Consider the following 14,084-nt stretch of genomic DNA (forward strand, 5'->3'; position numbering starts at 1 on the left):
TTTCCTATCTTGTCCCTAGTCTGGGTGCTAGGTGCGGTGGGCGAGGAGGCGGCGTTTGCCGGTGGTGTCGTCGTCGCTTTCGTGGAGGACGGTGAAGGCGTCCGGCAAGAGGGAGGCGGGTTCGGCAGGGGCCAGGCACCATTCGGGCGGTAGGTGCGGGCGGTTGCGGCGGGCGGCTTGCGTGAAAGCCTCCCAGGCTAGTGCGCCGCCGTCGGCGACGGCTCGGGCCGCGTGGAAGAAGACCGTGCGGTCCCAGAAGCCGGTGCACAGGACGAGCGCGTAGCTCTCGGGACGCGGGCGCCACCGGCTCAGGTCGTCCTGGACGAGTGTGATCAGCGAATCGAGCCCGCGTTGCCGCGCCTCCGCCCCGAGGCGCTCCAGGGCGACCTCGGAGATGTCCACGGCGGTGACGCGCCGCCCGCGCGCGGCGGCGTACACGGCGCTGCCGGACGGCCCGGACGCGATGTCGAGCACCTCGCCGTCCGGCAGCGCCAGGGTGAGCGCCCGCTCCGCCAGCGGATGCGGCGGCGACATCGCGGGCGCCTCACCGTACTTGGCGTTCCAGCGGAGCCTGTCCGGGTGCTCGGACAGGCCGCCGCTGGAACCGTCGCTCTCCGAAAAGTCGTCGGATCGGTCGTCCATGCGGGCGACTCTACGTGAACGCCTATCTGCGTTCCGCGATGAGCAGCATGAACATCGCGGTCGGGAAGCCCTCGCGCCACCACGGGTCGTCGCGCATCATCCCCTCGGAGGGATGCGGTTCGCGGAGGTCGGCGATGACGAAACCGGTGTCTCGGAGCGTTCCAGCGTAGAACTCCAATGGCCGGAGCCACGACGTGACCTCGGCCGGCGACTCCAGGCCGTCCACCAGGAACCGCTGGTCGATCCCGCGCGAGGAGAAGTACTGCGCCGCGGGGACGCTCTGCGCCGACCCCCGCTCGGAGTGCTCCACGTAGAAGCACGGGTGCAGGGTCAGCAGGACGAGCCGCCCGCCGCTCTTCAGGACCCGGCCGATCTCGCGCAGCGCGTCCGTCGGGTCCGGCAGGTGGCTGAACAGGTGGTTGCAGACGACCAGGTCGAACGTCCCGTCCTCGAACGGCAGGTCGTCGACGGTGGCGCGGGCGAACCGCGCCTTGCCCTCGGGCGAGGGATGGTCGGACGCCGCGTCGATCAGGCTCTGGCAGGCGTCGACGCCGTCGACGTCCGCGCCGAGCCCGGTGAGCGTCCGGGAGAGGTAGCCCTCGCCGCAGCCGGCGTCGAGGACGCGCAGCCCCTCGCAGGACCCGATGGCGTCGAGCACGGCGGCGTCGGTCAGCTCGGTCCGGTACCGGTCGCGGCGCTCCCTGATGACCTTGACCCAGTAGTCCGCGTTGGCCTCCCATCTCTCCTGCGTCTTTATCGCGATGGCCTGCGCCGTGTCCTCCACCGGCTCCCCATTCCCCACATGCCGGTTCAGGCGATGCCCTTGAGCCGCCGAACCAGCGTGTTGCACGTCTGTCTCGTACGTTTGTCCTTGCAATCGGCCCCGCGCAGCTCCAGTGCCTGGATCAGCTCGGCGAGCTTGCCGCCGAAGGCGGGGTCGCGTTTCATCGCGAGCGGGATGTACGTCGACACCAGGTAGTAGAGGTAGGCGTCGTTGTAGGCCACGATCTCGCGCAGTATCTCGACGGCGGTGTTGCGCAGCGACAGGGAGCTCGGGAGTGTGAAGTCGCTGCTGACGCGGCCGTCTTTGCTGTAGGTCGGGAAGGCCCACTCCTCGACGGCCGCGTACAGCGGCGTCGTGTCGAGTTCCCGGCGGTACTTCTCGGCCAGCTCGAAGTCGTTGCCGCTGATGAGCTGGCCCATCACGACGCCGCGCATGGTGAAGGCGTTGCCGCGCCCGGCGCCGTCCAGGCCGAGGTCGGCGTCCAGCGGGCCGGTCACCTTGCTGACCTGGTGCGTGATGACGTTGAGCGCCAGGATGGAATGGAGCGAGTACGCCTTGCGGGTCAGCCGCGGCGCCAGGTCGATGGACGAGTCGTGAAGGGCCCGCGGGTCGCGCAGGATCCCGCGGCCGGGCTCGGGGGAGTAGAGCGTCTCGAGTGCGCGGTCCTGCTCGCTGCCCCAGAACCGGGCGATGAAGGACGACGTCTTCTGCGTCGCCTCCCCGCGGACGATGTGCAGCGCCGCCTCGAGCGCGTTCAGCATGAGCTGCTGCGGAAGGGGCGAGTTCTCCAGGGCGTTCAGGTCGACCGAAAGCCCTTCCTTCCGCAGGTCGCCGACGAGTTCGTCGCGCCTTTTCCGGATGGAGTGCGAGACCGAATACTCGGCGATTCCCGGGATGGACGACATCAGGCTCTGCAGTGATCGTCCGCTGACCCGGTCGAGCCATTCGACGTTGTCCCACAGGCGGAACACGGTGCTCTCGTCCAGGCCCGAGAAGGCCGCCACATCGGACATGTTGAGACCCATGTCCCGAGTGATTTCGGAGAGAGACTTCGGCTCGCCGTCGGCGGTCATCGCTCGCCCTAGATGTGGCAGTTGTCGACCCTTCGATCGTAGCGAAGGGCCGGGTGCCACGGGCACGCGGCGGACGGAAGTTTCCGTCCCGTCATCGATCAACGTGAGCATTTCAGAGTCACCCGGGGAGTCGGACGGGAGAGCGGGACGGCGAGAGGGCGGCCCGGCGGGGTCGCGGGCGGCGGTGTCGTCCAGGAAGCCCCTGTTCGCCTGGACGATCCGGCCCGCGCTCGGGCGCCGTCTCACGTGAACACTCGCCCTCGCGGGCCGTCCCCGGACGCCAGATGTCCGCGGACGGGCCGGTCGGGGAGCGTCCCCCGCTTCGGTCGCGACCGGCGCGCGGCGCCGTCCGCGGGCGCACGTCCCCTGAACAGGGGGCGTCCGCCCGGGACGGTCCCGGCGCCGGCCCGGCCGTCACGGCAACCGCCAGCCGTCCCGGACGCCCACGCCGAACCAGAACGTCGCCGTTCCGTTCCTGCCGCGGTGCGTGCCGAAGTCGGTGGCGAGCGCTTTCATCAGGACGAGCCCGCGCCCGTGCACGGGCAGCGGCTCCTCCGCCCCGCGCGGCTGCCCGGGGGCGGCGCCGCCGTCCGTCACCTCGACGCGGACGTACCGGTCGATGTGCAGGACGGACAGCGTGATCGTGCCGTCCCGGCGCGGCCGCGCGTGCAGCACCGAGTTGGTCATTGACTCACTGGTCAGCAGTTCGAGGTCGCCGAGCTCGGCCCGGTCGGCTCCGAAGTGCTGGCCGACGAGTTCGCGGACGTAGGAGCGGGCGAGTCGCACGGCGGCGGGCGTCGCGGCGAGGTCGATCTCGCCGATCAGCCGCCCGCACGACTTTCCGTTGTTCCAGGGCGACGGGATCCCCAGCTCCAGCGAGGGGGCGGGTGCCGGGACCAGGACGGGTGTTCCGGACCACGCGTCAGATGCGTTCATGGCGGCGTCGGCTTCACGTCTCCGTGTCGGGCTGTAAGCGAACATGTGCTCTTCGGCCAAGTCGAATTCGGACGTGGGAGGAAAACAACACACACTCTGACGCACGGCGCGCGGGGGAGTCACCGACGCTTGCGCGCATGCAAGGGCCTTGCCGCATCCTGCGAATCGTCACCGTGTGTCCAAGATCCGGCACACGGAGGCGTCGACCGTTCGGCCGGTGCGTTGAGAATCCCATCATTCCGGTAGGATGGGGCAGTTCTGGAACGCGGCAATAGAGGGCGCGGCGAGCCGCTCGGCGATTTCCTTCGGACGCCCGGCCAGAAATGCTGGAATCCGTCGTCCATCGTCGAAAAAATAGAGGAATTACGGTTTCTCGGGCCCGTTTCGCTGATTCATGGGCGGCGGCGTCGCCCGGCCGTCCGGTGCGGAGGGTGTTCGCGCAGGTCGGAGGCGCGGCGCCGGGTGGTCACTCCGGCTTCACGCCCCACGCGGAGATCAGCGGGGCGAGGGTCAGGTCGATGCGGCCGGCGGCGATGACGTCGAGGAGGCGGTCGATCTCGTCGGCGGTGACCTGACCTCCCGCGACGAGCTTGTCGCGGACCTGCCGGATCGTCGCCGCCTCCAGCACGCCGCACGCGGGCGACACGATCGGGGAGAACGCGTCGGCGCGGACGTCCGTCAGGCCCGCCTCGCGGAGCAGCCGGGGGAGGCGGCGCCCGTAGGCGAGGTCCGCGCCGCGCTCGGCGAGCAGCGCGCGGAAGCCGCGCCGGACGTGGTTGGCGAGCCGCTCGTCGGGACCGTGCTCGTCGGGGCAGGCGAGCGGTTGCAGCGCGGGGTCGGCGTCCTCGACGAGCAGCACGCCGCCGGGGCGCAGGCTGTCGACCATCGTCCGCAGCACGCGGTCGCGGTCGGCCAGGTGGACGAGGACCAGCCGGGCGTGGACGACGTCGAAGGGCCCGGCGGGCGGGGCGTCTCGGACGATGTCGTGCCGTGCGACCTCGAACGGCGGGTCGGCGGGCAGCCAGCTCACGTCGATGTCGGTGGCGAGGACGCGCCCGTCCGGGCCGACGCGCCGCGCCAGCCAGGTCGGGACGGTCGGCCCGCCCGCGCCGACCTCCCAGCAGCGCCGGCCGGTGGTGACGCCGACGTCGTCGAAATGGCGGAACGTCCATGCGTCGAACAGTTCGGCGATGGCCTCGAAACGTTCCCCGGCTTCGATCTGGCGGTTGCTCAGCAGATAGTCCACGCCCCGATGATGCCGTGTTCAGGGGATCAGGGCGGGAAGGAGGGTGTCGCGGAGTTCCGCGAGGGTCGCGCTCTCGGCAGTCGCGGCCTCGACCCGGCGGGCGAGCGGCCGGACGAACTCGTGGAACTCGCGCGCGCGGTCGTCGCCCGGCCAGGGGACCTCGAACGCGGCGAGGTCGGACCATTTCGCGCGCGGCATCCGGGTGCCGTCCCCGATCGCCGTCGCGTGCGCCACGACCTCGTCGCTCGACAGCGCGGCGAGCAGCCAGCCGCGCCGCGCCTCGCTCTTCGGCCGGACGACGAGAATGTCGGTGGACGCGACGCCGTCCACGAAGGCGAGACCCACCTTGTGGAAATGGGGGCGCAGTTTCCCGAAGAGCACGTCCCCGGCGGCGAACCGCCGTTTCCCGCTGGTGATCCCGGCGGCCGTGCCCCAGGCCGAGAGCCACATGCGGCGCCTCGGCATGTGCTCCAGCGCGATGTAGTTCTCGTCGTGGCCGATCCGCTCGGCGGGGACGCTCGACCGCACCGGGGAGCCGAGTTCGCCGATCCGGACCGAGCCGACGGCCAGGGCGGACGCCTCCTCGAAGCGGGCGCGGACCAGGTCGTCCGCGAGGGCGGCGATCCGCTCGTTCGCGGCGATCTTGTCGTCCAGCGCGCCGAGGACGGACACCGCCGACTCCTGCTCCGCCCGCGTCAGCCGCGGTACGCCGAGCCGTTTCAGAATGCCCTGCGTGAGGAGGGGCTGACCCGACCCGATCCGGTACCGGTTCAGGCCGAGTCTGGTGAGCAGGTAATAGACGTACCGGGGGTGCACACCGTCCTTCGCCGTGGCGATGATGGCGTTGTCGGTGACCCAGCACGGGGCGCGGCTGTAATGGACGGCGCCGCAATACGACCCGACCCGCCCGACGATGGTGCTGTCGGCGTCGGCGTTGAACCGCTCCGATGTGCCGATGACGCCGTTCGCCCCGTAGACGCTGTATCCGGGGCCCTTCTCGGACGGCCGGGCCTTCCCGGTGGAGAACGCGACGAGTTCCCCCAGGACGCCGCTATTCATCGAGGCGTCGCAGTTCGTCGCGGACGACGTGGTCGAGGCGTTCCGACTCGTCCAACTGCGCGAAGAGTTCCTTGGTGAGGCGCTCGATGCGGTCGGCGACGGGTTCGCCGTCCGGAGTGCGCGGGGCGGCGGCGCCGACGTAGCGGCCGGGGGTGAGGACGTGGTCGTTGGCCCTGATCTCGTCCAGCCCGGCGGAATGGCAGAAGCCCGGGACGTCCGAATGGGAGCGGTCGCGCCAGGAATGGTAGGCGTCGGCGATCCGGCCGATGTCGGGGTCGGTGAGGACTCGTTCGGTGCGGTCGACCATCGTCCCCATGCCGCGTGCGTCGACGAAGAGGATCTCGTCGCGCACGCGCTTGTCCCTGTCGAAGAACCACAGGCACGCCGGGATCTGCGTGCTGCGGAAAAGCTGCCCCGGCAGCGCGACCACGCACGAGACCAGATCGGCGTCCACCATCGCCGCCCGGATCCGGCGCTCCGCCGACTGCCGGGACGACATCGACCCGTTCGCCATGACCACCCCGGCCGCGCCGCGCGGGCCGAGTTTCGCGACGATGTGCTGCATCCACGCGAAATTGGCGTTCCCGGCCGGGGGGACGCCGAAGCTCCAGCGCGGGTCGGCGGGATCGCGATACCAGTCCGACATGTTGAACGGCGGATTGGCGAGGACGAAGTCGGCTTCGAGCCCCGGATGCGCGTCGGCGTGGAAGGCGTCCGCCCGGCGGATGTCACCGGCGATCTCGTGGACGGCGAGGTTCATCCTGGCCAGCCGCCAGGTCCGCTCGTTCGCCTCCTGCCCGTGGACGGCGATGTCGTCCAGCCGTCCCCGGTGGCTCCGCACGAACTTCTCCGCCTGCACGAACATGCCGCCCGACCCGCAGCACGGGTCGTAGACGCGCCCCTTGAAAGGGCGGAGGATTTCGACCAGCAGCTTTACGACGCTCGGCGGGGTGTAGAACTCGCCGCCGCGTTTCCCCTCCGCCCGCGCGAACTTCTCCAGGAAGTATTCGTAGACCTCGCCGAGAACGTCCCGCGCCCTTCGCCCGCCAAAGCGGGCCGCGCCGATCAGGGCGACCAGTTCGCCGAGCCGCCGCTGGTCGACGTCCCGGAAGATGAGCGGCAGAACGCCGTCGAGCGACGGATTGGCGCGCATCACCGTGTCCATGGCCGCGTCGACGCGCACGCCGACCGTGTCCGGATCGCCCGCCGCGATGTCGGCCCAGCGCGCGCCGTCCGGCACCCGGAAGGCCCCGGAACCCGCCGAGTCGGACACGTACTTGAGGAATACCAGCCCGAGGACGAAGTCCTTGTACTGGGCCGCGTCCACCGATCCGCGCAGCTTTCCGGCGGCCTTCCAGAGCACCTCCGTGAGTTCCGCCGTCATGGACAGGATCATCCCAGGACGCGGCCGGACCTCAGAACACCGTGCGCCGCAATGTCAGCCTGACCTCGCCCGTCCGCTTGTCGGTCTCCTCGGCGGCGACGGTGAAGCCGTTGGCCTCGGCGTAGGCGAGCGCGGTCAGCCGCCCGTACCGCCGCGCCACCTTCCGCAGCCATTCCGCGTTGTATTTCCGGCGGTCGAACTCGCTGATGATGGCCTCGAACGTGCCGTCCGCCGTCCGGTGGAACCCGATGTCGTTGCTCGCCGTGCCGACGTGCCGCCGCCGGACGGCGACCTCCGCCTTCTCCGGACGGACATCGCCCTGATATCCGTAAAGCGGAGTCGGCCGCGCATGCGACTCGACCTCGCGAAAGCCCAGCTCGCGCAACACGGCGACGAGCCGCTCCTGATCGGTGATAGCAGTACGGACCTTAGTGAAATGCGACATACGTTTCCTTCCTGGGGGCGACCCCCGGACCCCCGGAGGGGGCGGCATGATCCTCGCTTCGCTGCGGTCATGCCGCCCGCTCAGGAAAGCCTGACGACGGGTTGTTGGTCGAGGACGAGGAGGTTGCGCTGGATGTCGTAGGCGGAGACCGTCAGGCGCTTCTGCGCGTCCACCCGGAAGTCGAGCCGGAAGCGGTCGATGCCCGCCTTCGCCGGAGGGTCGGCCTCCAGGAACGTCGGGCTCTCCTCGTTGAGCCACAGCCGCGACCGCTGCTGCATGCGCTGCGCGGTGACCGCGACGGTCCGCGCGCCGCCGTTCGCGTCGAACATGATCTCCAGGTCGGAGCTCGCCTCCCGGTAGCTCGCGTGGGCCAGCTCGTACACGGCGATGCCGAGGTTGCGCTGCCCGTCCCGGATCGCCTTGATCGTGAGCATCTTCACCGGCTCCGGCGTCGGGTACTCGGTCCCGGCCCGGACGAGCGTCTCGAACTCGTACGCCCCGGTGTCGCGGTTGACGTGCCGGATCGCGTAGTCGTGCTGGATGTGGTCGCTCAGCTCGTACCCGCCCGCGATCCCCGCCGCACCGGCGGCGACGGCCTCCAGCGGACGGTCCAGGTGCAGGGCGTCCGGCGGGAACTGGAGCGACAGGACGTCCCGCACCGCCGGGATCAGGCTCGTCCCGCCGACGAGGAACACCTTGCCGATCTCGTCCGCAGGGAAGCCCTTCGCGGCGGCGCCGTCCAGCGTCTTGCGCAGCGCCCGGTTGACCCGGCCGAGAATGTCCTTCTGCCGGAGCAGCCCCTCGAAGTCCGCGCGCCCGACCTCCACCCGGTACGGCCCGGACTCGACGACCGCCGCGTCCGCCGCCGTCAGCGCGACCTTGGCCCGCTCCGCCGACCGCAGCAGCTCCCGGAACACCCGGTTGTACTCCTCGGTGTCGCCGAACGGGACGCCCGCCTTCTCCGCCACGTACTCGGCGAGCAGCGCGTCGATGTGGTCGCCGCCGAGGTCGAGGCCCGCCTTGGAGATCGTCCGGACGGCCGCGCCCGCCGTCGCGTTGGACGGGTCCAGCACCTTCACCACCGACGTGTCGAGCGTCCCGGCGCCGAAGTCGAACACGAGGAACACCTCGCCCGGGTTCAGCCGCGCGCTGTACCCGACGGCGGCGGCGGTCGCCTCGTCCACCACGCGGAGCCGGGCGCCGCCGCCCGCGTCCTCGCCGACCTCCCGGACGAGCCAGTCCCGGTAGGCGTCGAACGACTCGACCGGCGCGGTCGCGACGATCTCCAGGTCGCCGGAGTCGACGGCGAGGATCGCGCTCGCCATCACGTCGGACAGGAACCGGGTCGCCGCCTCCCGCGCCGTCACGGTGCGGTCGCCGCCGAGCCGCCGCGGGATGTCGACGGACCGTCCGGTGACCGCGCTCTTCGTCGACTGGAACACGACCGCGCCCGGTCCTGCGGCGACCTCGTCGGTCACCTGCGCGCCGATCCAGCGGCGGTCGTCCGTCGCGGAGAACGCGATCCGGGACGGCACGACCCGCTGGTTCACGCCCCGGCTCCCCTCCCGCGACAGGTCGAGCCCGGGCAGCGGGATCGGCTCGCCCCTGTCCAGGGTGTGGTCCCATCCGGCGACGACGGTGTTCGCCGTGCCGAAGTCGATCCCGATGCGGGTCGTCATGCCGTTCCCTTCTATTGCCAGTGCTTCACAGGCTGATGTCGTGGACGCCCGCCGCGAGCTGGACGGCGCCGCCCAGCTCCACGTCGAACCGGAAGCGGTACTCCAGGCACGCCTGGAGCAGTTCGAGGACGGCCCGGTCCCGGCCCCGGACCGCCGGGGCGGACAGCGCCGCGCCCACCGGCCCGAGGTGGCGCGGCACCAGCTCCGCCAGCGGCCGCCGCGCGATCCCGGGCACCTCGCGGAGCCGCAGATCGTACAGGTCGACGTTGCCGTCGCCGTGCCCGGCGGCGAGGAACTCCCCGCTCGGCGACACGGTCAGGCCGGTGGGCCGCCCGCCGCCGGGGCCGTGCCGGGTGTCGATGTGGTCGAGCGTCGTGCCGCTGAGGAAGTGCAGGTCACCGGACCTGTCCGTGATGACGGGCTCACTGAGGTGCGGCAGCACGCCGAGGCCCGTGCACCCCTGGATCTGCGCCTGCCGGGACGGGACGCGGTGCCCGTCCTCCACCCGCAGCAGCGTCGCCCACCCGTGCGGGTCGGCGCACACGACGGTGTAGGCGTCGATGAACTCGGCGAACCTGACGGCCCGCCCCGGATGGGCGCTGACCGCGGACTCGCCCCCCGGGTGCACCAGGTGGACCGATCGGCCGAGCAGGGCGAGCCGTCCCGAGGCGCGGTGCGCGGTGATCTGCCGCGGCCACTGCCGCCGTCCGAGGCCGAACTCGGAGACGTGCCGCACCCGGACGCGGCCGTCGGCCGAGCCGAGCAGCACCTCCCCGTCGCGGGTGCCGCCCGCGAAGCCGCCGTCCGCGCCGACCAGCGCCAGCGACGTGATCGACGCGGCGCCCTCGTGCAGGGGCCGGACGTCGCCGTCCGCGCAGCGCAGCACCCGGCACGCGGCCGACTGCCCGGCCCACCGCTCCCCGGCGATCACCGCGCCGTTCCCGACGTGCAGGACGCTCCCGACCGGCGCGTCGAACCAGTCGTACCGTTCGGCGAGCCGCGCGGTGCGCAGGTCGAACACGCCCGCGACGCGGGGACGTCCGGCGACGGCGAGGAACGGGCCGTCCGGCGCGAACGACACGCCGTCGACGTGGTGGCGGAACCGCAGCCGCGCCTGCCGGACCGCGCGCCACGTCCCGTCGTCCTCGGGGCGGAGGCCGTCGCGGACGGCGGCGAGGTCGGCGGCGCGGAACAGCGCGAACAGGCGGCGGCCGTCGTCGTCGCGCGGCGTCCAGCCCTCGAACAGGCGGAACAGGACGGCCCCGGTGGCGATCGGCACGTCCAGGACGAGCATCCAGAGGTCGTCCCACGCGCGTCGCGCGGCGAGCTGCTCGGCGACGTAGCGGATCTCCTCCGCCGTCATCGTCGGGATGCGCTCGCGGCGGTCCTCGCCGACGATGACGCGGACGAGGTCGAGGTCGCCCTCGGTGAGCATGGCCTGCCGGGCGCGGGCGCGCTGGTCGTCGGACGCGGAGGTGTAGGCCAGGGAGAGGAGGCCGCCGTCGGGGTCGAGCGCGCGGTGCTGCTCCGGCTGGCCGGTGAGCAGGTAGAACAGGGCGCGGCCCACCGGGTCGGCGGGGGCGAGCCGGTGCTCGGCGCACAGCTCCGCCAGATCCGGCTCGGTCAGCGCCCGCTCGCACACCTGCTCGACGAGCGGACGGTCGTCCAGCTCCCGGATCTTCGCGGCGGCGATCTCCCGGACGGGATGCCCCCGCCGCTCCAGCGCGTCGAGCAGCGCCGCGCGGTAGGGCGAGCGGCGCAGGACGCCCGCGTCCGACTCCAGCACGATCACGCTCGTCGGCATCACCTGCTCGTCGGCCGCCGGACGCCGCCAGCGCACCAGCGCGTCGAACACGTCATGGGCGGGTGACGTCAGCCATTCGTTCCACAGGGCGTCGAGGGCCGGGCCGGGCGGCGGGGCGGCGTTCGCCAGGAGGACCGCGCGCAGCCGCGTCCCCGGACCGGCGCCCACCTCCCACAGGGCGGCGAGGTGCGGGCCGGTGGCGTCCCGGCAGGTGTCCTCTGCGTGCCGCCGCACGTCGGGATCCGGATCGGTGAGCAGGCCGGGTGCCCACTCGGTGTCGGACGGCGTCCATTCGCCGAGCCGTCCGAGCAGGGCGAGGGTCTCCAACCTGGACGGCCTCCCCGTCGCGACGGCGCCGGTCTCCAGGACGACGGCGCGCAGTGCGGCGTCGCGGGTCCGCGCCCAGCACAGCGCGATCATCGCCTTCGCCTGTTCGCGGTGCCGGTGGTCGGGCGTCCGCGCGATGCGGGCGATCTCCGCCAGCGCGCGGGCGTCCCGCGTCGCCGCCGCGAGCAGCAGCCGCGCGGCGCGGGCGCCCCACGGGCCCCGCCGGGTGCTCGCCGCCGCCCAGCGCTCCACCCGGCGCTCCGCCCGCCCTTTCGCCCGCCGCCGTTCCGTCATGCCCCACCTCACAGGCTGATGTCGTGTTCGCCGGCCTTCAGCCGCTCGGCGGCGCCCAGCTCGACGTCGAAGCGGAACCGGTGTTCGAGGCACGCCCGGACGAGGTCGAGCGCGACCCGCGCCTTCCCGTCGACGCCCGGCTCGGCCGCGAACGCCTCGACGAGCCCCAGGTCGCGCGGCACCAGGTCGGCCACCGGATGCCGGATCAGCTCGGGCACCGTCTGCAGGCCCAGGTCGTACAGGTCGACGCGGCCGTCGCGGTGGCCGATCGCGAGGAACTCGCCGTCCGGCGACAGCGTCAGGCTGGTCGGCTTCCCGGGCCGGGACGCGGCGAGGACGCCGACCGCGTCCAGCTCCGGACCGCGGAAGAGGTGCAGGTCGCCCGATCCGTCCGTGACGATCACCCGGCCGGTGCGGTCTTGCACGCCGAGGCCCGCGAAGCCGGGGACCTGTGTCCGCGCCGCCGGTACGTACGCCGCGTCCGGGGACGCCCGCAGGGTCGCGCGGGTGATCGTCCCGTCCTGCTGGGCGCAAATCAGGTTCTCGGCGTCGAGGAACTCGGCGTGCACCAGGGACGTCCCCGGGAACATGGTCGTGGCGCCTTCGGCCGCCGAGTCGAGGACGTGCACGGACCGTCCGAGCAGGGCGATCCGTCCGGAGTCGCGGTGGGCGGCGATCAGCCGGGGCCACTGCCGCCTGCCGAGCCCTAGCTCTGCCAGCGGCTGGACCCGCAGCTTGCCGCCGGGCGCGCCGAGCAGGAGATCCCCGGAGCGGGTCGCCGCCGCGAAGCTCCCGTCGCGGCGGGTCAGCGCCAGCGACGTGACCGCGCCCGACGCGGTGTGCAGCTCCCGGACGCGGCCGGGCGAGCAGCGCAGCAGGCGGCACTCCGGCTGCCCGTGGTTCGGCTGCTCCCCGGCGATCAGCGTGCCGTCGCCGAGGTGCAGGACGCGCCCCACCGACGAGTTGAACGCGTCGTACCGCGCGATCAGCTCGGCGGTGCGCAGGTCGAACACGCCCGCCGCCTTGGTCATGGCCGCGACGGCGAGGAACGGGCCGTCCGGCGCGAACGACACGTCGTTGACCCGGCCGTGGAACAGCAGGCTCGCCTGGGGGACGGCCGTCCGCCGCAGGCCGCCGAGGCTCGCCGCGCCCGCCGCCACGGCCTCCGGGTCGGCCGCGCGCAGCAGGCCGAGCAGGCGGCGCTCCTCGTCCGTGCGCGGCAGCCACCCGTCGAACAGCCGGACCAGCTCGATCGCCGCCGTGACCGGCACGTCCTGGACGAGCGCCCACAGCGCGGCCCAGTCCCGCCGGACGGCGAGCTGCTCGGCGAGGTAGCGGGCCTCCGCGGCGGGCATCGCGGCGACCCGGGCGCGCCGGTCGTCGCCGACGATCACCCGGACGAGGTCGAGATCGCCCGCCGTGAGCATCGCGTCCCGGACGCGGGCGCGGTCCTCGCCGGGCGCCGCCGCGTACGCGAGGGACAGCAGGCCCGCGTCCGGGTCGAGGGCGCGGAGCTGATCGGGCTGCCGGGTGAGCAGGTAGAACAGGGCGCGCCGCACCGGGTCGGACGGGGCCAGCCGGTGCGCGGCGCAGAACCGGGCCGCCGCCGGGTCCGTCAGCGCCCGCTCGCACAGCTCGTCCACCAGTGCCGGGGCGCGCAGCGCGTGGAACTTCGCCACGGCGATGTCGTAGAGCGGGTGGTCGTCGGCGCGGACGATCGCGTCCAGGAGCGCCTTGCGGTTCGGGTCCCGCAGCAGGACGTCGCGGTCGTTCTCCACCGCGACGACCGTCTCCGGGACCGACCGTCCGGCGGTCGCGGGCCGTCCCCAGCGCAGGAGCGCCTCCCCGGTGCCGGGGGAGGGGACGGTCAGCCACTCGTTCCAGAGGACGTTCAGCGCCTTGGCGGGCGGCGGCGTCCCGTTCCGCAGGAGGACGTCGCGCAGCGGCATCCCCGGCTCGGTGTAGAGGCTCCACAACGCGCGCAACATGGCGCCGGTCGCGTTCTCGCAGGCGGCGGCCGCCGCCGCGCGGACGTCGGCGTCGGTCTCGGTAAGCAGCGCGGACGCCCACTGCACCTCGGCCACGAGCCACTCGTCCAGCCGGTCGTGCAGGGCGAGGGTCAGCAGCCGCCCCGGCTGGCCGTCCGCGACGGAACCCGTCTCGACGACGACCTGGCGCAGGGAGGGGTCGCGCGTCTCGACCCACCAACCGGCGACGGTCGCGGCGGCCCTGTCGCGCAGCCGGTGGCCGACCGTCCACGCGATCTCGACGACGCCGTCGCGGGCCTCGGCGTCGCCGCCGCCCGCCGCGTGGAAGAGCCGCCGCTCGGCCCAGTGCCCGAGGGGCCCGCGCTTGGCGGACCGGGCCGTCCACCGCTCCGCGCGCCGCCGTTCCGCCATCGTCGTCCCGTC

General features: G+C 72.8%; 11 protein-coding genes. All 11 read right to left on the bottom strand.

The window, feature by feature from the left end:
• Positions 1–27: 27 nt before the first annotated feature.
• A complete protein-coding gene (locus FXF65_RS06820; protein WP_148348827.1) occupies positions 28–642 on the bottom strand; it encodes a class I SAM-dependent methyltransferase in 615 nt (204 codons plus the stop codon).
• Between the two features lie 22 nt (positions 643–664).
• Positions 665–1,426, bottom strand: coding sequence for a class I SAM-dependent methyltransferase (locus FXF65_RS43540; protein ID WP_187412142.1), 762 nt, complete (start codon positions 1,424–1,426; stop codon positions 665–667).
• A 26-nt stretch (positions 1,427–1,452) separates the two neighbouring features.
• Positions 1,453–2,439, bottom strand: coding sequence for a hypothetical protein (locus FXF65_RS43545; RefSeq protein ID WP_187412143.1), 987 nt, complete (start codon positions 2,437–2,439; stop codon positions 1,453–1,455).
• A gap of 474 nt (positions 2,440–2,913) precedes the next feature.
• On the bottom strand, positions 2,914–3,435 hold the full coding sequence (locus FXF65_RS06830) for an ATP-binding protein (protein WP_187412144.1): 522 nt from the start codon (positions 3,433–3,435) through the stop codon (positions 2,914–2,916).
• A gap of 466 nt (positions 3,436–3,901) precedes the next feature.
• A complete protein-coding gene (locus tag FXF65_RS06835) occupies positions 3,902–4,681 on the bottom strand; it encodes a methyltransferase domain-containing protein (protein WP_222868407.1) in 780 nt (259 codons plus the stop codon).
• Between the two features lie 18 nt (positions 4,682–4,699).
• A complete protein-coding gene (locus FXF65_RS06840; protein ID WP_148348829.1) occupies positions 4,700–5,740 on the bottom strand; it encodes a restriction endonuclease subunit S in 1,041 nt (346 codons plus the stop codon).
• The gene (locus tag FXF65_RS06845; protein ID WP_246198387.1) at positions 5,733–7,124 is read right to left on the bottom strand and encodes a type I restriction-modification system subunit M; all 1,392 of its coding nucleotides are present in this window, start codon (positions 7,122–7,124) and stop codon (positions 5,733–5,735) included. Before FXF65_RS06845 ends, FXF65_RS06840 begins: the two co-directional genes overlap by 8 nt.
• A 31-nt stretch (positions 7,125–7,155) precedes the next feature.
• Entirely contained in the window at positions 7,156–7,569 is a 414-nt protein-coding gene (locus FXF65_RS06850; RefSeq protein WP_148348831.1) for a DUF1257 domain-containing protein, read from the bottom strand.
• Positions 7,570–7,649: 80 nt separating this feature from the next.
• On the bottom strand, positions 7,650–9,248 hold the full coding sequence (locus FXF65_RS06855) for an Hsp70 family protein (protein WP_148348832.1): 1,599 nt from the start codon (positions 9,246–9,248) through the stop codon (positions 7,650–7,652).
• A gap of 25 nt (positions 9,249–9,273) precedes the next feature.
• The gene (locus FXF65_RS06860) at positions 9,274–11,673 is read right to left on the bottom strand and encodes a WD40 repeat domain-containing protein (RefSeq protein ID WP_148348833.1); all 2,400 of its coding nucleotides are present in this window, start codon (positions 11,671–11,673) and stop codon (positions 9,274–9,276) included.
• An 8-nt stretch (positions 11,674–11,681) separates the two neighbouring features.
• Positions 11,682–14,072 (bottom strand): hypothetical protein, encoded by a 2,391-nt coding sequence (locus tag FXF65_RS06865; RefSeq protein WP_148348834.1) that lies wholly within the window; start codon positions 14,070–14,072, stop codon positions 11,682–11,684.
• Positions 14,073–14,084: the final 12 nt, after the last annotated feature.

It is taken from the genome of Actinomadura syzygii (genome assembly GCF_008085905.1).
GTDB lineage: Bacteria > Actinomycetota > Actinomycetes > Streptosporangiales > Streptosporangiaceae > Spirillospora > Spirillospora syzygii.